Source organism: Streptomyces sp. NPDC001381, assembly GCF_042895685.1.
Taxonomy (GTDB): domain Bacteria; phylum Actinomycetota; class Actinomycetes; order Streptomycetales; family Streptomycetaceae; genus Streptomyces.
The window spans coordinates 960,890-981,307 of sequence record NZ_JBIAWO010000001.1 but is presented as its reverse complement, the minus strand read 5'-3'; the positions used below and the strand labels follow the sequence as shown (position 1 = coordinate 981,307).

General features: G+C 71.4%; 19 protein-coding genes. 12 read left to right on the top strand and 7 right to left on the bottom strand.

All coding sequences use genetic code 11. From position 1 onward, the window contains the following. Positions 1–136 precede the first annotated feature (136 nt). The 9 genes from ACFY2L_RS04390 to ACFY2L_RS04350 all read left to right on the top strand — a co-directional run bounded on the left by ACFY2L_RS04390 (position 137) and on the right by ACFY2L_RS04350 (position 9,470). Positions 137–1,273 (top strand): carbohydrate kinase family protein, encoded by a 1,137-nt coding sequence (locus tag ACFY2L_RS04390; protein WP_390821453.1) that lies wholly within the window; start codon positions 137–139, stop codon positions 1,271–1,273. 127 nt (positions 1,274–1,400) lie between these two features. Beyond that, positions 1,401–3,554 carry a PhoH family protein gene (locus tag ACFY2L_RS04385; protein ID WP_390821452.1) on the top strand — a complete coding sequence of 718 codons (2,154 nt, stop codon included), beginning with the start codon at positions 1,401–1,403 and terminating at the stop codon, positions 3,552–3,554. 13 nt (positions 3,555–3,567) lie between these two features. Then, the gene (gene ybeY, locus ACFY2L_RS04380; protein ID WP_390655375.1) at positions 3,568–4,065 is read left to right on the top strand and encodes an rRNA maturation RNase YbeY; all 498 of its coding nucleotides are present in this window, start codon (positions 3,568–3,570) and stop codon (positions 4,063–4,065) included. Next, entirely contained in the window at positions 4,062–5,369 is a 1,308-nt protein-coding gene (locus ACFY2L_RS04375) for a hemolysin family protein (protein ID WP_390821451.1), read from the top strand. Before ybeY ends, ACFY2L_RS04375 begins: the two co-directional genes overlap by 4 nt. Further along, positions 5,366–5,725 carry an MmcQ/YjbR family DNA-binding protein gene (locus ACFY2L_RS04370; RefSeq protein ID WP_390655377.1) on the top strand — a complete coding sequence of 120 codons (360 nt, stop codon included), beginning with the start codon at positions 5,366–5,368 and terminating at the stop codon, positions 5,723–5,725. The genes ACFY2L_RS04375 and ACFY2L_RS04370 overlap by 4 nt, the downstream gene beginning before the upstream one ends. A gap of 97 nt (positions 5,726–5,822) precedes the next feature. Further along, positions 5,823–6,176, top strand: coding sequence for a cytidine deaminase (locus ACFY2L_RS04365; protein ID WP_390655378.1), 354 nt, complete (start codon positions 5,823–5,825; stop codon positions 6,174–6,176). Positions 6,177–6,376: 200 nt separating this feature from the next. Further along, a complete protein-coding gene (locus tag ACFY2L_RS04360; protein ID WP_390821450.1) occupies positions 6,377–6,850 on the top strand; it encodes a hypothetical protein in 474 nt (157 codons plus the stop codon). A 172-nt stretch (positions 6,851–7,022) separates the two neighbouring features. Next, entirely contained in the window at positions 7,023–8,354 is a 1,332-nt protein-coding gene (locus ACFY2L_RS04355) for a beta-xylosidase (RefSeq protein ID WP_390821449.1), read from the top strand. A gap of 111 nt (positions 8,355–8,465) precedes the next feature. After that, positions 8,466–9,470 carry a WxL protein peptidoglycan domain-containing protein gene (locus ACFY2L_RS04350; RefSeq protein ID WP_390821699.1) on the top strand — a complete coding sequence of 335 codons (1,005 nt, stop codon included), beginning with the start codon at positions 8,466–8,468 and terminating at the stop codon, positions 9,468–9,470. Here the strand turns inward: ACFY2L_RS04350 and ACFY2L_RS04345 are convergent. Then, the gene (locus ACFY2L_RS04345; RefSeq protein WP_390655381.1) at positions 9,467–9,805 is read right to left on the bottom strand and encodes a P-II family nitrogen regulator; all 339 of its coding nucleotides are present in this window, start codon (positions 9,803–9,805) and stop codon (positions 9,467–9,469) included. The two genes, ACFY2L_RS04350 and ACFY2L_RS04345, sit on opposite strands and share 4 nt — an antisense overlap. Beyond that, positions 9,802–11,115 carry an ammonium transporter gene (locus tag ACFY2L_RS04340; RefSeq protein WP_390655382.1) on the bottom strand — a complete coding sequence of 438 codons (1,314 nt, stop codon included), beginning with the start codon at positions 11,113–11,115 and terminating at the stop codon, positions 9,802–9,804. The genes ACFY2L_RS04345 and ACFY2L_RS04340 overlap by 4 nt, the downstream gene beginning before the upstream one ends. A gap of 173 nt (positions 11,116–11,288) precedes the next feature. Here ACFY2L_RS04340 and era point away from each other — a divergent pair, with 173 nt between their 5' ends. Then, positions 11,289–12,242 carry a GTPase Era gene (gene era / locus ACFY2L_RS04335; RefSeq protein ID WP_390655383.1) on the top strand — a complete coding sequence of 318 codons (954 nt, stop codon included), beginning with the start codon at positions 11,289–11,291 and terminating at the stop codon, positions 12,240–12,242. Here era and ACFY2L_RS04330 read toward each other — a convergent pair. After that, positions 12,239–13,105, bottom strand: a complete 867-nt coding sequence (locus tag ACFY2L_RS04330; RefSeq protein ID WP_390655384.1) for a helix-turn-helix transcriptional regulator — start codon at positions 13,103–13,105, stop codon at positions 12,239–12,241. The genes era and ACFY2L_RS04330 overlap by 4 nt on opposite strands. Before the next feature lie 126 nt (positions 13,106–13,231). On the opposite strand from ACFY2L_RS04330, the gene ACFY2L_RS04325 reads away from it, so the two are divergent. Further along, a complete protein-coding gene (locus ACFY2L_RS04325; RefSeq protein ID WP_390656173.1) occupies positions 13,232–14,086 on the top strand; it encodes an NAD-dependent epimerase/dehydratase family protein in 855 nt (284 codons plus the stop codon). Between the two features lie 85 nt (positions 14,087–14,171). On the opposite strand, the gene ACFY2L_RS04320 is transcribed toward ACFY2L_RS04325, so the two are convergent. The 4 genes from ACFY2L_RS04320 to ACFY2L_RS04305 all read right to left on the bottom strand — a co-directional run bounded on the left by ACFY2L_RS04320 (position 14,172) and on the right by ACFY2L_RS04305 (position 18,192). Continuing rightward, complete coding sequence (locus ACFY2L_RS04320; RefSeq protein WP_390821448.1) at positions 14,172–15,431, bottom strand: MFS transporter; 1,260 nt, start codon at positions 15,429–15,431, stop codon at positions 14,172–14,174. Continuing rightward, positions 15,428–16,750: a GH1 family beta-glucosidase gene (locus ACFY2L_RS04315; RefSeq protein WP_390821447.1), complete on the bottom strand. Its 1,323-nt coding sequence runs from the start codon at positions 16,748–16,750 to the stop codon at positions 15,428–15,430. The genes ACFY2L_RS04320 and ACFY2L_RS04315 overlap by 4 nt, the downstream gene beginning before the upstream one ends. An 83-nt stretch (positions 16,751–16,833) precedes the next feature. Beyond that, a complete protein-coding gene (locus ACFY2L_RS04310; RefSeq protein ID WP_390655387.1) occupies positions 16,834–17,100 on the bottom strand; it encodes a protealysin inhibitor emfourin in 267 nt (88 codons plus the stop codon). 21 nt (positions 17,101–17,121) lie between these two features. Further along, the gene (locus tag ACFY2L_RS04305) at positions 17,122–18,192 is read right to left on the bottom strand and encodes a M4 family metallopeptidase (protein WP_390821446.1); all 1,071 of its coding nucleotides are present in this window, start codon (positions 18,190–18,192) and stop codon (positions 17,122–17,124) included. Positions 18,193–18,512: 320 nt separating this feature from the next. Here ACFY2L_RS04305 and leuA point away from each other — a divergent pair, with 320 nt between their 5' ends. After that, a complete protein-coding gene (gene leuA, locus ACFY2L_RS04300) occupies positions 18,513–20,234 on the top strand; it encodes a 2-isopropylmalate synthase (protein WP_390655389.1) in 1,722 nt (573 codons plus the stop codon). Positions 20,235–20,418: the final 184 nt, after the last annotated feature.

Below are 20,418 nucleotides of genomic sequence, written 5' to 3'. Positions count from 1 at the left end.
CGTCCTCCGGGGGCCCGTACCGGTGCCGGCCGGCGCGGGCCCGCGGCGCGTGCCTCCGTTTCCGGCGTGACGGGCGGCACGGGGTCGGCCGCGTGGTGCAGACTGGCCAGATCCGCACCACGTCAGGGAGCGCACCGTGACCGCGTCCGCCGCGTCCACCGGAGAGGGACACCACCGTCAGAACGGCCAGGCCGCCCTGGTCGACCCCTTGGCCGCCCGGCGGACCCCCGGCGATCCGCCCTGGGACGTCTACCTCACCGGCACCGTCTTCCTGGACATCATCTTCACCGGGCTCGACTCCGCCCCGGTGCGCGGGACCGAGTCCTGGGCGCGCGGGATGGGATCGAGCCCCGGCGGCGTCGCCAACATGGCCACCGCCCTCGCCCGCCTGGGCCTGCGGACCTCCCTCGCCGCCGCCTTCGGCGACGACCACTACGGCGAGTACTGCTGGGACGCCCTCGCCCAGGGCGAGGGCATCGACCTCGGCCCCTCGCGGACCGTCCCCGGCTGGCACTCGCCGGTCACCGTCTCCATGGCCTACGAGGGCGAACGGACCATGGTGTCCCACGGCCACGAACCGCCCCCGGGGGAGCCCGCCCCCGAGTGCCCGCCGCGCGCCCGCGCCGCCGTCGCCTCCCTCACCCCCGGCAAGCGCGCCCCCTGGATCGCCCAGGCCGCGAGCCGCGGCACCCGCGTCTTCGGCGACGTCGGCTGGGACGACACCGGCGCCTGGGACCTGGCCGGCCTCGCCGACCTGGAGCACTGCGAGGCGTTCCTGCCGAACGCCGAGGAGGCCATGCGCTACACCGGCGCCGACTGCCCCCGCGCCGCCGCCCACGCCCTCACCGCGCACGTGCCGCTCGCCGTCGTGACCCTCGGAGCGGAGGGCGCGTACGCGGTGGACCGGGAGACCGGCGAGACGGCGGAGGTCCCCGCGATCGCGGTCGAGGCCCTCGATCCGACCGGCGCGGGAGACGTCTTCGTGGCCGGCTTCGTCACCGGCACCCTCGCCGGCTGGCCGCTCGCCGACCGGCTCGCCTTCGCCGGCCTCACCGCGGCGCTGTCGGTCCAGGAGTTCGGCGGCTCCCTCTCCGCCCCCGGCTGGTCCGAGATCGCGGCCTGGTGGCGCCGGGTGCAGTCGGTCGAGGGCCAGGACCGGGAGGCACTGAGCCGGTACGCGTTCCTGGAGGACCTGCTCCCGAGGGAGGAGCCCACCCCGCCCTGGCCGCTGCGCCGCGCGGTCCCGACGATCGGTTTCCGCCGCTCGGCGTGACCCCCGCCGGTATGAGGAAAAGCCCTACGGAGTTGTCAGTGCCCTGGCGTACCCTGGAAAACGCCAGGCCGCCCTTGTGGCAGGCGAGACGCATCCGGGAGGACGTAGAGGCCCTCGTGGCCGGCCTATGACTGAGACACCCACAGCTCAGAGCCCCGCGCAGGGGAAGGCGAGAGCACAGTTCACTGTCCCCGCCCAGCACCCCATGGTGACCGTCCTGGGATCCGGCGACTCCCTCCTGCGCGTGATCGAGACGGCCTTCCCGGCGGCCGACATCCACGTCCGGGGCAACGAGATCAGCGCGGTCGGCGACGCCCGGGAAGTCGCTCTCATCCAGCGCCTGTTCGACGAGATGATGCTGGTGCTCCGCACCGGGCAGCCGATGACGGAGGACGCAGTGGAACGCTCGATCGCCATGCTGCGGGCGAGTGAGAACGGGACGAGTGACGGCCAGGAGACCCCGGCCGAGGTTCTGACGCAGAACATCCTGTCCTCGCGCGGCCGCACCATCAGACCGAAGACCCTCAACCAGAAGCGGTACGTCGACGCGATCGACAAGCACACGATCGTCTTCGGCATCGGCCCCGCCGGTACCGGCAAGACGTACCTGGCCATGGCGAAGGCGGTCCAGGCCCTGCAGTCCAAGCAGGTCAACCGGATCATCCTGACCCGCCCCGCGGTCGAGGCCGGCGAGCGTCTCGGATTCCTCCCGGGCACCCTGTACGAGAAGATCGACCCGTACCTGCGCCCGCTGTACGATGCGCTGCACGACATGCTCGACCCCGACTCCATCCCGAGGCTCATGGCCGCGGGCACGATCGAGGTCGCGCCGCTGGCGTACATGCGCGGCCGGGCCCAGCCCGTCTTCACCAACGTGCTCACGCCGGACGGTTGGCGTCCCATCGGTGATCTCCAGGTCGGCGACCTGGTCATCGGCTCCAACGGCGAGCCGACTCCGGTCCTCGGCGTCTACCCCCAGGGCGAGAAGGACATCTATCGCGTCACCGCCCAGGACGGCTCCTGGACCCTGTGCTGCGGCGAGCACCTGTGGACGGTGCGAACGCGCGACGACAAGCGCCGTGACAAGCCGTGGCGCGTCCTGGAGACCCAGGAGATGATCGGCAACCTGCGGGCGGCCCACGCCCGGCGGTACGAACTTCCGATGCTGACCGCACCGGTGTGCCACCCGGAGCGAGAGGTCCCCATGGACCCGTACGCCCTGGGTCTTCTCCTGGGGGACGGGTGCCTCACCGGCTCCACCACACCGTCCTTCGCGACGGAGGACCCGGAGCTGGCCGAGGCGCTCGCGAGCGCGCTTCCCGGCGTCGCAGTGCGGCACAGGGAGGGACCCGACTACACCCTCAACCGGATCAAGTCGCCGGGTGACGTGGTCACTCTGGAGAACCCTGTCACGCGTGTTCTGCGCGAGCTGGACCTGCTGCGCACACGTTCACACACCAAGTTCGTCCCGCACGACTACCTGCAGAACTCGGCCGACGTACGCCTCGCCGTCCTTCAGGGCCTGCTCGACTCCGACGGCGGTCCCGTCATACAGAAGGACCGCACCTGCCGGATCCACTACACGACGACGTCGATCCTGCTCCGTGACGACGTGATCTCGCTGGTGCAGTCGCTCGGCGGTGTCGCGTACACCCGTCGCAGGGCTGCCGAGGGCCGCAAGCCGGGTCTTGCGAACGGGCGGGAGGTGGGACACCGCCACGATGCCCACATCGTCGACATCCGACTCCCCGAAGGCATCGAACCCTTCCGCCTGGCCCGCAAGCGGGACACGTACCTCGCGGCCGGAGGCGGCGGACGCCCCATGCGCTTCATCGACAGTATCGAGCCGGCGGGCCGGGAGGAGGCCGTCTGTATCCAGGTGGCCGCCGAGGACTCCCTCTACGTCACCCAGGACTACCTGCTGACGCACAACACGCTCAACGACGCCTTCATCATCCTGGACGAGGCCCAGAACACGAGCCCCGAGCAGATGAAGATGTTCCTCACCCGTCTCGGCTTCGACTCGAAGATCGTGATCACGGGTGACGTGACGCAGGTCGACCTGCCGAACGGCACCAAGTCCGGTCTGCGTCAGGTCCAGGACATCCTGGAGGGCCTCGACGACGTCCACTTCTCCCGTCTGTCGTCCCAGGACGTCGTACGGCACAAGCTGGTCGGCCGTATCGTCGACGCGTACGAGCAGTACGACAGCAAGCACGGCACCGAGAACGGCACCCACAAGGGCGGCCGGGCCCGGCAGTCTGGGCACAAGGGGAAGTAGACACAGCAGCACCATGTCGATCGACGTCAACAACGAGTCCGGAACCGAGGTCGACGAGCAGGCGATCCTCGACATCGCCCGCTACGCGCTCGCACGGATGCGCATCCACCCGCTCTCCGAGCTGTCGGTGATCGTCGTGGACGCCGACGCCATGGAGCAGCTGCACATCCAGTGGATGGACCTGCCGGGGCCGACGGACGTCATGTCCTTCCCGATGGACGAGCTGCGTCCGCCGTCGAAGGACGACGACGAGCCCCCGCAGGGCCTCCTCGGCGACATCGTGCTGTGCCCCGAGGTCGCCGCCAAGCAGGGCGCCGACGCGCCCACGCAGCACTCCATGGACGAGGAGCTCCAGCTCCTCACCGTCCACGGCGTGCTGCACCTGCTGGGCTACGACCACGAGGAGCCCGACGAGAAGGCCGAGATGTTCGGCCTCCAGGCGGCCATCGTGGACGGCTGGCGTGCGGAGAGGGGCCTGACCGGCCCGTCCCCGGCCCCGACCGTCTCATGAGCCCCACCCTCGTCTCCGGCGCGATCGCCCTGGTCGTCGTCGCGTGGCTCGCCGCCTGCGCGGAGGCGGGCCTCGCGCGCGTCTCCAGCTTCCGCGCCGAGGAAGCCGTACGGTCCGGACGACGCGGCAGCGCCAAGCTCGCCCAGATCGCCGCCGACCCCACCCGCTATCTGAACGTGGCGCTGCTGGTCCGCGTCGCCTGCGAGATGGCGGCCGCGGCGCTGGTGACCTACGCCTGCCTTCAGGAGATCGACGGCACCGCCACCGCCCTGCTCGCCGCGATCGGTGTGATGGTCCTCGTGTCGTACGTCGCCGTCGGGGTCTCCCCGCGCACCATCGGCCGCCAGCACCCGCTGAACACGGCGACGGCCGCGGCGTACGTCCTGCTCCCGCTGGCCCGGATCATGGGCCCGGTCCCGTCCCTGCTCATCCTCATCGGCAACGCGCTCACCCCCGGCAAGGGCTTCCGCCGCGGCCCCTTCGCCTCCGAGGCGGAGCTGCGCGCGCTGGTCGACCTCGCCGAGAAGGAGTCGCTGATCGAGGACGAGGAGCGGCGCATGGTGCACTCCGTCTTCGAGCTCGGCGACACCCTCGTCCGGGAGGTCATGGTCCCCAGGACCGACCTGGTCGTCATCGAGCGCTACAAGACGATCCGCCAGGCCCTGACCCTCGCCCTGCGCTCGGGCTTCTCGCGCATCCCCGTGACCGGGGAGAGCGAGGACGACATCGTCGGGATCGTGTACCTGAAGGACCTGGTGCGCAAGACGCACATCAGCCGCGACGCCGAGTCCGACCTGGTGTCCACGGCCATGCGGCCCGCCGCCTTCGTCCCCGACACCAAGAACGCCGGCGACCTGCTGCGCGAGATGCAGCAGGAGCGCAACCACGTGGCCGTCGTCATCGACGAGTACGGCGGCACGGCCGGGATCGTCACCATCGAGGACATCCTGGAGGAGATCGTCGGCGAGATCACCGACGAGTACGACCGTGAACTCCCGCCGGTGGAGGAGCTGGGCGACGACCGGTACCGGGTCACCGCCCGCCTCGACATCACCGACCTCGGCGAGCTGTACGGCCTGGAGGAGTACGACGACGAGGACGTGGAGACCGTCGGCGGCCTGCTCGCGAAGGCCCTGGGCCGGGTCCCCATCGCCGGGGCGTCCGGCGTGGTCGACCTCCCGGACGGCCGCGCCCTGCGCCTGACCGCCGAGGCGGCCGCCGGCCGCCGGAACAAGATCGTGACGGTGCTGGTGGAGCCGGTGGATCCGGCCGGTCCACCGCGGGAGGAGACGAAACCGGAGTGACCCCGCAGGAGCTGCGCGCCTTCTGTCTGTCCTTCAACGCGGTGGTGGAGGACTTCCCGTTCCGCCCGGAGATCTCGGTCTTCAAGGTCGGCGGCAAGATGTTCGCACTGAGCTGGACGGACGAGCGGCCCCTGAAGGTCAACCTCAAGTGCGACCCGGAGGACGCGGTCCGGCTGCGCACCGAGCACCCCGGTCTGATCGCCCCCGGCTACCACATGAACAAGCGCCACTGGAACACGGTGACCGCCGACGGCGGCCTCCCGGACCGCCTGGTCCGGGAGCTGATCGAGGACTCCTACGACCTGGTGGTGGCCGGACTGCCGCGCGCGGAGCGGCTGCGGCTGGACCGCCCCTGAGGCGCGGGCGGCCGTCACCGCCCGGTCGGCGGGACCGGCGGGGCGCGACGTACCCCCGTGGCGGGGTGCGGGGCCGGGTACTTCGTATGCTCGGGGCATGACCGAGAGCAGCGCGCTTGACCCCGAGGACCGCAAGATCGTCACCCTGGCCCGTTCCGCGCGGGCCCGCAACGGCGTGCCGGAGGGGGCCGCCGTCCGGGACGAGACGGGACGTACGTATGTCGCCGGGACGGTCGACCTGCCGTCGCTGAAGCTGAGCGCGCTGCGGACGGCGGTGGCGATGGCGGTGGCGTCGGGAGCGGCGTCCCTGGAGGCGGCGGCCGTGGTGACCGACGCGGAAGGTGCCGCCGAGGACGATCTCGACGCCGTGCGTGATCTCGGCGGGCCGGGGACCCCGGTGCTGGTGGCCTCGCCGGACGGGACGGTCCGGCTGACCGTTTCCGCGGGCTGAGGTGCCGGGGCTCGGTCCCCGGGACCCCGGTTCCAGTTCGGCCGGAATTCAACCTTGCCCTTCCCGCACCCCTCCCGCGTCAATGGGACCCGTAACTTCCGACGGACCGTCAGATACACCCCCCACCGGGCCCGGTGACCGCACCCACCGTCCCGTTCCGGCCGTCCGTCTCCCCACATCCGGGAAGGAGCCGGAATCCCATGAGCAAGCGAATCGGATCAGGTGCGGCACTGCTGGCCGGGGCCCTCGCGGTCACCGGGCTGGTGTTCGCGCCCTCGGCCGCCGCGGTGACCCCGACGACCGCCACCATCACCGCGAGCTGCGGCATCTTCGGCGGTGGTGCGGCCACGCTCACCGCCACCCAGTCCGGTACCTCGGCCACCATCACCCTCACCTCCTCCGCGATCACCACCCCCATCGCGCTCGGCGCCAACAGCATCAGTTCGACGCTCACGATGGCGAACTCGACGGGTTCCGCACGCGTCTTCAGCGGTTCCGTCAACCCGGCCATGGCGGCCGGCGCCTCGATCACGGTCGGCCCGCTGCCCGGCACCGTGGCCTCGGGTGACAAGCTCGACTTCAACGGCGGATCGCTGAAGATGGTGGTCCTCGGCATCACCCTCACCTGTACGACCAGCACGGCGCAGGCACCGGGTCCGTTCGTGTTCGACTGATAGCGGCCGGAAACTGAATTGACGGACCGTCAGTTTCCGAGCAGCATCAGGAAGCTGACGGTTCATCAGTTTCTCTCGCCGAGTCCATTGACTTCTCTCGCGATCCGCCCGTCAATGCCCCCTGTCGGCGCAGAAGAGCCGCTGCGCCCGCACCCCGGAGGAGGGGGCAAACATGGGTTCACCCCGCAATGGCCGCAGTTCCCGAAGACGGCGCTGGGCGTCGCTGCTCGGGGCGACCGCGCTCGCGGTGACCGCGGGCGGGGCGCTGGCGTGCCCGGCCGGCGCCGCGACCGACGTGGACTTCGCGACGCACTGCATCCCGCCCGCGATCGCGGGCCTCCCGCCGATCGACGGCACCACCACCGCGAAGATCACGGTGGACGACACCAGCCCCGAGGTCGGGGACACCGTCACCGTGACGTACACGGTGGTCACGGCCGCCGCGGCCAACCCCACCGCGATCGACCTGCCGGCCGACATCATGACGCCGACGGGCAAGGTCACCCTGGGCGGCGCCCAGACCGGGGACGTCACCGTCGCGGGCCCGAGGAAGAACGACCCGGTGCCGGGCAAGGCCGCCTTCCCGTCGTTCTCGATGACCGGCACGTTCACGGTCACCTCGCCCGACGCGATCACCCTCGCACCCGGCGACTACAACATCCACACCAGCTACATCCTGGAGCTGGACACCGTCTGCACGGTGACCAACCCGCCCGCCCCGGTGTCGGAGACAATCACCGCGGCCGACAACCCCCCGGCCAACACCCGCAACCTCGGCCTCGGTTCGGCCTCCGGTGCCCCGGGTGACCCCGTCACCTTCACCGGCGGCGGCTTCACCCCGGGCGCGACGGTCACCGTCGCCGGGCGGTCGGGATCCGGCCCGACCGCGGACCGGACCACCGTCACCGCGGGCTCCTCGGGCGGCATCTCCGGATCGCTCGTCGTCAACGACCTCACCACGACCGGTGTGGTGGCGTACGAGGGCAGCGCCTGGACCGCCGAGCTGGGGACCCCGCCCGCCGCGTACGTCGTCATCGACGACACGCCCGTACCCGAGGGCAGTCAGCGGCTGACGGCGACCGTGAAGGCGGGCGACCTGTCGATGGCGCAGACCGGGGACAGCGTCACGATGTCCACGGTCGACTTCGGCTCCGGCGACCGCTCGACCGGCGACCTCAACACGGTGACGGTCAAGGACTACCGCGGCGGGCCCGCCGGCTGGTCCCTGACCGGCAAGGTCACCGACTTCAGCGGACCCGGCGCCAAGATCGACGCCGGCAAGCTGAGCTGGACGCCCGCGTGCACCACCAAGGCGGGCAGCCCGAGCACCTGTCAGGCCGGGTCGCCCGGCGTCGTGGGAGGCGCGGGGGCGACCCTGGCGTCCACGCCGGACGGCACGCTCACCGGCGGTGAGTTCACCGCGAGTGCCGGACTCTCCCTCGACGTACCGGCGTTCACACCCCCGGGCGCGTACGCCGGCGTCCTGACGCTCACGCTCACCTGACCCACCCGTCCCCGCGGTGGCCGGGCGGCCGCCCCACAGGCCCGCACCCGCCCGTCCACCGAGCCCGTTCCATCACCCGTGGTACGTCTGTGGGGGTCCGCACCCATGCTGCTGCGCAAGCCGTACGTCCTCCTCCTGCCGCTCCTCCTGGGCCTGCTGTCCGCCGCGCCCGCCCGGGCCGCCGACAACGGGAGCTGGTCCGTCCATCCCCTCTCCTCGGCCGTCGCCGCACGGCCGTACTTCTACGTCTCCGCCGACCCCGGCCAGACGGTCGAGGACAAGGTCGTCGTCGCCAACAAGACCGGCAAGCCCCTCACCTTCCGGCTGTACGCCGCCGACGCCTACAACACCGCGCGCGACGGCGGCTTCGCCGTGAAGTCACCGGGAGAGCGCATGCGGGGGGTGGGCGCGTGGGCCGAGCTGCCGAAGGAACGGGTCACCGTGCCCGGCCACAGGACGGTCACCGTGCCGTTCACCATCAAGGTGCCCCGGGGCGCCGAGCCCGGCGACCACCCCGGCGCGATCGTCGCCCTCGACGAGCGGATCGACCGGGGCGACGGCTCGGTCGCCCTCGGCGTACAGCGGGCCGTCGGCGCCCGCGTCTACCTCACGGTCGGCGGCCCCACGCTCCCCGCGCTCGCCGTCGAGAACGTCCACGTCAGCCACCACCAGCCCCTCGTCCCCGGCCTCGGCGCCAGCACGGCGACGATCTCCTACACCCTGCACAACACCGGGAACGTCACCCTGGAACCGAAGGTGGAGCTGAGGGCGAGCGGCCTCTTCGGCCGCACACTCCTGACCCGCGACCTGAAGAAGATCCCCTCCCAGCTCCTCCCGGGCCAGCGCGTCCACCTGACGGAACGCTGGAAGGGAGCCCCGCAGCTCGACTGGACGGACGTCGAACTCACGGCGACCGCCAGGAACACGAAGGAGTCAGCGACGGCGTCCTTCGTGGCGGTGCCGTGGCTGGTGGCGGGGGTGTTGGCGTCGGGGATCGCCATCGCCGGGTGGCTCTTGATCAGACGGCGGCGAAGGCGCCCCAAAGGGGCGCGGGGAACCGCGCGACCAGCCCCCACGCACCCGCACCCGAAAGTCGGCCGGCCCGCCGGAGGCTAAAGCGCGTCGGGTCCCCGCTCACCGGTCCGCACCCGCACCACCGTCTCCACCGGCAGCGCCCACACCTTCCCGTCCCCGATCTTCCCGGTCTGCGCGGCGCGCACGATCGCGTCGATCACGGCCTCCGACTCCGCGTCCCGCACGACGACCTCGATACGGACCTTCGGCACGAGGTCGACCTGGTACTCGGCCCCCCGGTAGACCTCGGTGTGGCCGCGCTGGCGGCCGTACCCGCTGGCCTCGGTCACGGTCATACCGTGGACGCCGAGCTCCTGCAGGGCCGTCTTGACCTCGTCGAGGCGGTAGGGCTTGACGATCGCGGTGATGAGCTTCATGCCTGCGGCTTGACCTTCTGGGCGGAGGGGAGGACGGAGTGGGCGACCGGGGCACCGTGGCCCAGGACGCCGTGATCGTATGCGGTCTCGGCGTGGACCGTAAGGTCCAGGCCGGTGTGCTCCTGGTCCTCGTCCGCCCGGAAGCCGATCGTGCGGTCGAGCAGCGTGCCGATGCCGTAGGTGACGCCGAAGGCGTAGGCCGCCACGACGGCCACGGCCACCAGCTGCTTCCCGAGCTGGGTGAGGCCGCCGCCGTAGAGAAGGCCCTCCGTGCCGCCGGTCATGGTGTCGACCGCGAAGACGCCGATGAGGAGGGTGCCGATGACGCCGCCGACCAGGTGGACGCCGACGACGTCGAGCGAGTCGTCGTAGTTCAGCTTGAACTTCCAGCTCACGGCGTAGGAGCAGACGACACCGGCGGCCAGGCCGACCACCAGGGCGCCGAGCAGCGAGACCGAGCCGCAGGAGGGCGTGATCGCGACCAGACCCGCCACGGCACCGGAGGCGGCGCCCAGCGTCGTCGGGTGGCCGTCGCGCTTCTGCTCGACGAAGAGCCAGCCCAGCAGGCCGGTGCAGCCGGCGGCGAGGGTGTTGAGGAAGGCCGCGGCGGCGAGGCCGTTGGCGCCGAGGGCCGAGCCCGCGTTGAAGCCGAACCAGCCGAACCAGAGCAGGCCCGCGCCCAGCACCACCATGGGCAGGTTGTGCGGACGCATCGCGTCCTTCTTGAAGCCGAGGCGGGGACCGAGGACCAGGCAGAGCGCCAGCCCCGAGGCACCGGAGGTGATCTCGACCGGCAGACCGCCGGCGAAGTCCAGGGCGCCGAGCCGGTCCAGGATCCAGCCGCCGGGCCCCCAGACCCAGTGGGTGACGGGAACGTATACGAGCAGCGCCCAGACGGGCACGAACACCAGCCAGGCGGCGAACTTCGCGCGGTCCGCGATCGCGCCGCTGATGAGCGCGGCCGTGATGATCGCGAAGGTGAGCTGGAAGGTGGCGAAGAGAACGGTGGGGACGGTGCCCTGCACGCTGTCCGGGCCGAGGCCGGACATGCCGGCGTGTTCGAGCCCGCCGATGAGGCCGCCCCCGGCGTCCTCCCCGAAGGCGAGGGAGTAGCCGGCCGCCAGCCACACCACCGTGACCAGCGCGATCGACACGAAGCTCATCATGAGCATGTTGAGCACGCTCTTCGTGCGGACCATGCCGCCGTAGAAGAGGGCCAGGCCCGGGGTCATCAGCAGGACGAGCGCGGTGGCGGCGAGCAGCCAGGCGGTGTCGCCGGTGTCGACGTGTGCGGCGGCGGAAGTCGTCACGGGGTCTCCATCGGTGCGGGGGCTCGTCAGAGGTTCACCGGTCCTGGTTTCCGCTCGCGTACGGGTGTGTTTCCGTGACGTTTCGTTGCGCACAGGTTTCCGGGAGCTCACCGGGAGGGGCGCTGCCGCTCGTATGTGCGGCGGGGCTTGATGGATCAGGGAGAATGGGCGGCATGAGCGTTCGTAACCAGTCATCCGAGCAGCCGGCCGGGACCCTTCACCGCGCCGGCTTCGCCTGCTTCGTGGGCCGCCCCAACGCGGGCAAGTCCACCCTCACGAACGCTCTGGTCGGGCAGAAGGTGGCGATCACCTCCAACCGCCCCCAGACCACCCGGCACACGGTGCGGGGCATCGTGCACCGTCCGGACGCCCAGCTGATCCTGGTCGACACCCCGGGCCTGCACAAGCCGCGCACCCTGCTCGGCGAGCGCCTCAACGACGTGGTCCGCACCACCTGGGCGGAGGTCGACGTGATCGGCTTCTGCCTGCCCGCCGACCAGAAGCTCGGCCCCGGCGACCGCTTCATCGCCAAGGAGCTGGCCGGGATCAAGAAGACCCCGAAGGTCGCCGTCGTCACGAAGACCGACCTCGTGGACTCCAAGGCGCTCGCCGAGCAGCTCATCGCCATCGACCAGCTGGGCAAGGAGCTGGGCATCGAGTGGGCGGAGATCATCCCGGTCTCGGCGGTCGGCGACCGGCAGGTGGACCTGCTGGCCGACCTCCTGGTCCCGATGCTCCCGGAGGGCCCCGCCCTCTACCCCGAGGGCGACCTGACCGACGAGCCCGAGCAGGTGATGGTGGCCGAGCTGATCCGTGAGGCGGCCCTGGAGGGCGTGCGCGACGAGCTGCCGCACTCCATCGCGGTCGTCGTCGAGGAGATGCTCCCCCGCGAGGACCGCCCCGCCGACAAGCCGCTCCTCGACATCCACGCGAACCTCTACATCGAGCGGCCGAGCCAGAAGGGCATCATCATCGGCCCCAAGGGCCGCCGGCTGAAGGACGTCGGCATCAAGTCCCGCAAGCAGATCGAGGCGCTGCTCGGCACCCCGGTGTTCCTGGACCTCCACGTCAAGGTGGCCAAGGACTGGCAGCGCGACCCGAAGCAGCTGCGCAAGCTGGGGTTCTAGCCCATCCGGCCGGGAGCCGCCTCCCGGGGGGACATGTCCTGCAGCCCCACCACCCTCAGCAGCCGCAGCCGCTCATGGGCCTGCGTGCCCGGGCGGGCCGTGTGGATGACCAGGTACTGGTGGCGGTCGTGGCTGAGCATGACCTCGCAGTCCAGGTCGAGAAGGCCGACCAGCGGGTGCCGGAAGCGTTTGGTCGCGCGGTGCCGCAGGGACACCTCGTGCTCGCCCCACAGGCGGGCGAACTCCTCGCTGCCCGCGAGCAGTTCGGCGACCAGCGCGGCCGGTTCCGGGTCGTCGGGGCGGGCCGCGGTCACCGCGCGCAGATTGGCCACGTGGGCGCGGGCGTGCTCGGCGCGGTCCTCCTCCGGGAACAGGGTGCGCGCGTCCGGGTCCAGGAAGTAGAGGCGGGCCAGGTTGCGCTCGCGAGGGGGCCGGGACATCACGTCGAGGGTCAGGGCCCGGGCCATCGCGTTCTGGGCCAGGACCTCCCCGCAGTCGGTCACCACCTGCGCCGGGGTGTCGTGCAGCCGGTCCAGGATCAGCAGCAGCCCCGGAGGGACGTGAGCCGACGCCGTCTCACGGCGCGGCGGTTCCTCGCCGGCCAGGTGGAAGAGGTGGTCGCGTTCGTCGTCGGTGAGGCGCAGGGCGCGGGCCAGCGCCGCCAGCATCTGGCGGGACGGACGCGGGCCCCGGCGCTGTTCCAGGCGCGTGTAGTAGTCCACCGACATGCCCGCCAGCTGGGCCACCTCCTCGCGGCGCAGACCGGGCGTACGGCGCCGTGCACCCGGCGCCAGGCCCACCTCCGAGGGGGCCAGGCGGGCGCGCCCGCGGCGCAGGAAGTCGGCGAGTTCGGTCCGGTTCACCTCTTCAGGCTGCGGCATCCCGCCCGGCTTATCCAGGGACTGCCGGTCCCCTGATCGACGGGTCTCTCCCGCCCGCGGCGGCTCCCTCCAAGAGTGGTGGCATCACACCGAGAGGAGCGGATGACGATGCTGACACTGGTGACGGGGACGACGGGACAGGTGGGCCGGCGGTTCGTGCCGAGGCTGCTGGCGCAGGCCGGGCCGGGGGAGCAGGTGCGGGTGCTGGTGCGCGACGCGGCCCGCGGGGAGCGGTTCGCGGAGCTGGGCGCCGAGGTGGTGCTCGGGGACCTGCGGGACGCCGAGGCACTCGGCAAGGCGGTGGCCGGGGCGGACGCGGTGGTGAACGTCGCCGCGTCCTTCCGCGGGGTGCCGGACGAGGAGGCGTGGGCCGTCAATCGGGACGCGGCGGTGGAACTCGGGCGGGCCGCGCTCGCCTCGGGCGTCCGGCGCTTCGTCCAGGTCAGCACGGGGCTGGTGTACGGGCTCGGGCGGGGCCGCCCGCTGGTCGAGGAGGACGAGATCCGTCCCGGCGGCGAGATGTGGGGGGCGTACACCGAGTCGAAGGCGGCGGCCGAGCGGGAACTGCTCGCGCTGGACGGCATGGAGGTGCGCGTCGGCCGGCTGCCCTTCGTCTACGGCGAGGGCGATCCGCACCTCGCCCAGTCCCTGAGGTGGGCCGCGACCTGGGCGGCGGCCCAGCGGCTGCAGATGGCCCACCACGCGGACGTCGCCCAGGGGCTGCTGCGTCTCCTGCACGCGCCGGGGGTGACCCGCCCGGTCTACAACATCGCCGACGACGCTCCCGTGACGGCGGTCGAGCTGTACCAGCTCAACGGCGTGGAGGTCCCCGCCGAGCTCCGGACCCGGACGGACCCCGACCCCTGGTTCGGGGTCATGTCCACCCGGCGGATCCGCCGGGACCTCGGCTTCCGCCCGATCCACCCGACCGTCTGGTCCGCCCGGGACGCCGGAGCCCTGTGACACCGGAGCCCCGGGACGGCGACCGCTCCCAGGGGGTGTTTCGAAAGTCCCGCACAGCACCCGCGCAGGACTTTCGAAACACCCCCTAGTCGACGCCCCTGATCCTCCCCACCAGCACCGCCCCCGCCAGTCCGACCAGCGCAGCCACCAGGTACAGCACCCGGTAGCCGCCCAGGTACGTGACGATCGGCGCGGCGAGGACCGGGGCCGCGACCTGGGGCAGGGCGTTGGCGACGTTGATGACGCCGAGGTCCTTGCCCCGGTCCAGGGCCTTCGGCAGCACGTCCGTCATCAGCGCGAAGTCCACGGAGGTGAACACGCCGAAGCCGATCCCGAGGACCGCCGCGGCCACGACGGCACCCGGCCAGGTCTGCCAGGCCGCCAGCCCCGCCGTCGCCACCGCCATCAGCACGCCGGACCAGATCACGAACGGCTTGCGCCGGCCCACCCGGTCCGACCAGACGCCTCCCACGACGACGGTGGCGAGCAGCGTCACCCCGTTCACGGCCGTCAGGATCAGCACGCCGTGCTCGGGGTCGGCGTGGTGGAGGCGGTCCCGCAGGTAGTAGAGCAGGTACAGCAGCACCAGCGCGTTGCTCAGGTTCATCAGGAACCGGGTCAGCCAGGCCCAGCCCAGGTCGGGATGGCGGCGCGGGCTGAGCCAGAAGCCCGCCAGGAAGCCGCGCCAGGACCAGGGCGGCCGGTCCTCCGCCGCCAGCGGCAGGTCCTCGAACCGCAGGACGTAGGGCAGCACGCCCACCGCCGTGAACACCGCGCACGCGGCGTACCCGGCGCCCACACCCCCGGCGGCCGTGGCGAGCGCCGTCCCGCCGACCACGCCGAGCACCTGCGCGACACCGAGCCAGCCGCCCACGGAACCTCGTTGGAGCCGGGGGACACGGTCCGGGACGGCGGCGGTCACCGCCGCGAAGGCCGCGTTCAGGGTGAGCTGCACCAGGCACCAGCCCAGCGCCGTCGTCCACACCCCGTCCGCCGCCGCGAGCAGCAGCAGGGAGAGGGCGCCGCCCGCCGCGCCCGCCACGATCCACGGTGTACGGCGGCCGTACCGGGAGGTCGTGCGGTCCGACAGGGCGCCGAAGAGCGGGTTCGCCACCAGCGACACGAGGGCACCCACGCCGGTCACCCAGGCCAGCATGGTCTCCTTCGACATGCCGGAGCCGGGCGCGAAGTCCTCGGCCTGGGAGGCGAGCAGGATCTGCAGCGGGCCGTACCAGCCCACCCAGATCGCCCCGTTGGCGAGGGAGAGGGCGGAGGACCAGCCCCGGCCCACCCGCTCGACGGGCTCGGCCAGCGCGGCGGCCGGGGCCCGGCCGGCGGTCGTCATCTCTGCGCCCGCAGCACGTCCCGCAGCCAGCGGTACGACGCCTTCGGGGTCCGGGTCTGGGTGGCGTAGTCGACGTGGACGAGGCCGAAGCGGCGCGCGTAGCCCTCCGCCCACTCGAAGTTGTCCAGGAGGGACCACACGAAGTAGCCGCGTACGTCCACCCCCGCCTCCAGCGCCCGGTGCAGGGCCCGGATGTGGCCGTCGAGGTACGCGATGCGGGCCTGGTCGTCGACGCCCTCGTAGGAGCACCCGTTCTCCGTGATGACCACGGGCGGCAGGCGGTCGCCGTAGCGTTCCTTGAAGGTGGTCAGCAGCTCGGTCAGGCCCTCGGGGACGACCGGCCAGCCGAAGTCCGTCACCGGGACGCCCTCGATGTCCTGGACGGAGAAGGGCAGGTCGGCCGGCATGCGGATCCCGCCGAACTCGATCTCCGTGCCCTGCGGGGCGCCCACCCGGGTCGGGGCGTAGTAGTTGACGCCGTACCAGTCGAGAGGCTCGCCGATGACCTTGAGGTCGGCCGCCACGTCCCCGGGCATCAGCTCGCCGAGCCCCTCGGGGTACTCGCCCAGCAGCAGCGGTTCGGCGAACAGGCGGTTCAGCAGGACGTCGTAGAAGGCCGCCGCCTCCACGTCGGCCGGTTCCCGGGAGGCGGGCCAGGTGGGGCCGTGGGAGTTGGCGACGCCGATGTCCGTGGCACCGGCCGCGCGCAGGGCCCGTACGGCGAGACCGTGGGCCAGCAACTGGTGGTGGGCCACCGGGAGCGCGTCGAAGAGGAGCTGCCGGCCCGGGGCGTGGGTGCCGAGGGCGTGGCCCAGCAGGGTGTGTTCGGCGGGCTCGTTGAGGGTGATCCACTTCTGCACCCGGTCGCCCAGCCGGTCCACGACCACCGACACGTACTCCGCGAACCGGGACGCCGTGTCCCGTTCCAGCCAGTCCAGGTCCGCCGGCAGGTCCCAGTGGAACAGGGTCGGGACGGGACGGACGCCCGCCGTCAGCAGCTCGTCGACGAGACGGTCGTAGAAGTCCAGGCCGCCGGGGGAGTTCACCCGGGGCCAGGAGACCGAGAAGCGGTACGCGTCCACGCCGAGCCCCGACAGCAGGGCCACGTCCTCGCGGTAGCGGTGGTAGTGGTCGCAGGCCACCGCCGCCGTCGAGCCGTCCTTCACCCGCCCCGGCTCGGCCGTGAAGGTGTCCCACACGGACGGCTCGCGCCGGTCCACCGCGCCCTCGATCTGATGGGCGGAGGTGGACACACCCCACAGGAAGCCGGCCGGGAACTGGGGTATCGGGTGCGCCGCGTCGCGCGGATCGTTCGCCATGGGCGGGATCATCCTTACCGCCGGGTAAGGAAGTCAACGTCCAGGCGTGAACTACCAGTTGCGCCCCTGTCCCGGCCCAGCCCTCACGCCCCTTCCCGCAGCACGCGGGAGATGAGCGTCCGCTGCTCGGGGGTGAGTGCGGGATCGGCCGCGTACACCGTCTTCCCGTCCACCGTGATCTCGTAGCTGAATCCGTCGGGCACGCCCAGGGGCGGCACGCCCTGCCCGGCGGCGACCGCCTGCTCGGCCAGGGTGTGCCACTCCTGGGCATCGGGCCGCCCCGAGGTGTCCACCTCGGCCTGCCGCCCGATGCCCGCGAAACCGCCCGTGCGCCTCACCTGAATACGCATGGGTCCCTGTCTATCGCCCGGTCAGAGAATCCGCACCCCCACCTGCTCCCACGCCTTCCGTACGGCCTGCAGCTCGTCGCTGCCGTCGCCGAAGCGCTCGCGCGCGGCCTTGGCGGTGAGTCCAGCGAAGTCGGTGAAGAACGCCCCCGACGTCAGCTCGCCACCGGTCAGCACGTCGTACCAGAGCTGGCCCGCCTTCTCCCAGGCGTGGCCGCCGAGGGCGGTGGCGACCAGGTAGAACGCGTGGTTGGGGATGCCGGAGTTGATGTGCACGCCGCCGTTGTCGCGGCCGGTGCGCACGTAGTCGTCCATGGTCGCGGGCTGCGGGTCCTTGCCGAGCACGTCGTCGTCGTACGCCGTGCCCGGGGCCTTCATCGAGCGCAGGGCCGAGCCGGTGACGCCCGGGGCGAGGATGTCCGCGCCGATCAGCCAGTCGGCCTCGGCGGCGGTCTGGCCGAGCGAGTACTGCTTGATGAGCGAGCCGAACACGTCGGACACCGACTCGTTGAGGGCGCCGGGCTGGCCGTAGTAGGTCAGGTTCGCCGTGTACTGCGTGACGCCGTGGGTGAGTTCGTGGCCGATGACGTCGATGGAGTTGGTGAAGTCGGTGAAGATCTCGCCGTCACCGTCGCCGAACACCATCTGCTCGCCGTTCCAGAAGGCGTTGTTGTAGCCCTCGTCGTAGTGGACGGTGGCGTCCAGGGGCAGACCGTCGTCGTCGATCGAGTGACGCCGGTAGGCCTTGAGATACAGGTCGAAGGTGGCGCCGAGCCCGGAGTAGGCGCGGTTGACGGTGGCGTCCCGGCCGGGGTCCTGGCCCTCGGAGCGGACCTTGGTGCCGGGCAGGTCGGTGCCGTGCCCGGCGTCGTAGATGGTGCGCAGCGGCTGCTCCGCCGGCGCCTTGGCCGTCGGGCCCGCCCACAGGCGGAACTCGCTGGTCACCCGGCGCCTGGCGCGCAGCTCGCTGTCGCGCACCAGGGTGCGCTGGGCGGGACCGGAGAGTGCGGGGTCGTCGTGCCGGGCCAGCTTGTCGAGGACATGCGGCGGTACGACGGTGCAGAAGACGGGCTCGAAGCCCCCGTTCGTCATCATGAGCGGCACCCTTGCACTGTGTTATGCCGCTGTCACCATGTGCAACCATGATCGGTGAAAAACGGTGACAAACGCGGCCGATCCGCAGCGGGAAGTGGTATAGCGCACGTTTCGCCCGATTGGTCCCCGTGGTCCCGCATACTGATACGGACCCCACGCGACGGAAGCGGCTCGGCTAGGCTGCGGAGCACTATGCGTTTCGGGCTGCTTCTCCTTAGCTGCCGCGGCGAGGGCCTGTAGTCGAGGCCGACCCCCTCCCCGCGGAGCTCGGTGTTGCGTCGTCGGCCGTCCATCCGGACATCCTGAGGAGCCACCGCACCATGGCGAACCGCCAGCAGCCCAGCCAGATGCCGATCCACAAGTACGGACAGTACGAGCAGGTCGACATCCCCGACCGCACCTGGCCGAACAACCGGATCACCGTAGCCCCCCGCTGGCTCTCCACCGACCTGCGCGACGGCAACCAGGCCCTGATCGACCCGATGTCGCCCGAGCGCAAGCGCCGGATGTTCGACCAGCTGGTCAAGATGGGCTACAAGGAGATCGAGGTCGGCTTCCCCGCCTCCGGCCAGACCGACTTCGACTTCGTGCGCTCGATCATCGAGGAAGAGGGCGCGATCCCGGACGACGTCACGATCTCCGTGCTGACCCAGGCCCGCGAGGACCTGATCGAGCGGACCGTGGAGTCCCTGAAGGGCGCCAGGCGCGCCACCGTCCATCTGTACAACGCCACCGCGCCGGTCTTCCGCCGGGTGGTCTTCCGCGGCTCCAAGGACGACATCAAGCAGATCGCCGTCGACGGCACCCGCCTGGTCATGGAGTACGCGGAGAAGCTGCTGGGCCCGGAGACCGAGTTCGGCTACCAGTACAGCCCCGAGATCTTCACCGACACCGAGCTGGACTTCGCGCTGGAGGTCTGCGAGGCGGTGATGGACGTCTACCAGCCCGGCCCGGGCCGCGAGATCATCCTGAACCTGCCGGCCACCGTCGAGCGCTCCACCCCGTCCACCCACGCGGACCGCTTCGAGTGGATGAGCCGGAACATCTCCCGCCGTGAGCACGTCTGCATCTCCGTCCACCCGCACAACGACCGCGGGACCGCCGTCGCCGCCGCCGAACTGGCGCTGATGGCCGGCGCCGACCGTGTCGAGGGCTGTCTGTTCGGGCAGGGCGAGCGCACCGGCAACGTCGACCTGGTCACCCTGGGCATGAACCTGTTCTCCCAGGGCGTCGACCCCCAGATCGACTTCTCCGACATCGACGAGATCCGTCGTACGTGGGAGTACTGCAACCAGATGGAGGTCCACCCGCGCCACCCGTACGTGGGCGACCTGGTCTACACGTCCTTCTCCGGCTCCCACCAGGACGCCATCAAGAAGGGCTTCGACGCCATGGAGGCCGACGCGGCCGCCAAGGGCGTCACGGTGGACGACATCGAGTGGGCGGTCCCGTACCTGCCGATCGACCCGAAGGACGTCGGCCGCTCCTACGAGGCCGTCATCCGCGTCAACTCGCAGTCCGGCAAGGGCGGTATCGCGTACGTCCTGAAGAACGACCACAAGCTGGACCTGCCCCGCCGGATGCAGATCGAGTTCTCGAAGATCATCCAGGCGAAGACGGACGCCGAGGGCGGCGAGGTCACCGGCTCCGACATCTGGTCGGTCTTCCAGGACGAGTACCTGCCGAACCCGGACAACCCGTGGGGCCGCATCCAGGTCCGCACCGGCCAGTCCACGACCGACACCGACGGCGTGGACACCCTCACGGTCGAGGCGACGGTCGACGGCGAGGACACCGTCCTGACCGGCTCCGGCAACGGTCCGATCTCGGCCTTCTTCGACGCCCTGCAGTCCATCGGCATCGACGTACGCCTGCTCGACTACCAGGAGCACACGATGAGCGAGGGCGCCTCCGCGCAGGCCGCCTCCTACATCGAATGCGCGATCGACGACAAGGTCCTGTGGGGCATCGGCATCGACGCGAACACGACGCGTGCGTCGCTGAAGGCGGTCGTCTCCGCCGTCAACCGCGCCGCGCGCTGACCATCCTGACCGGTGGTTCCGGGGCCTTGATCGTCGTATACGGCGGTCGAGGCCCCGTCGGTTATCGGCCACCGCCACGTGGAGGTCACGGAAAGGTCTCGTCCTGGGTGCTGACTACTCCTCCCCGATGTGGCTAACATCACGCAGACGTGGCGATGTTGCCGCGGGGTTACGGAGGTGCGAC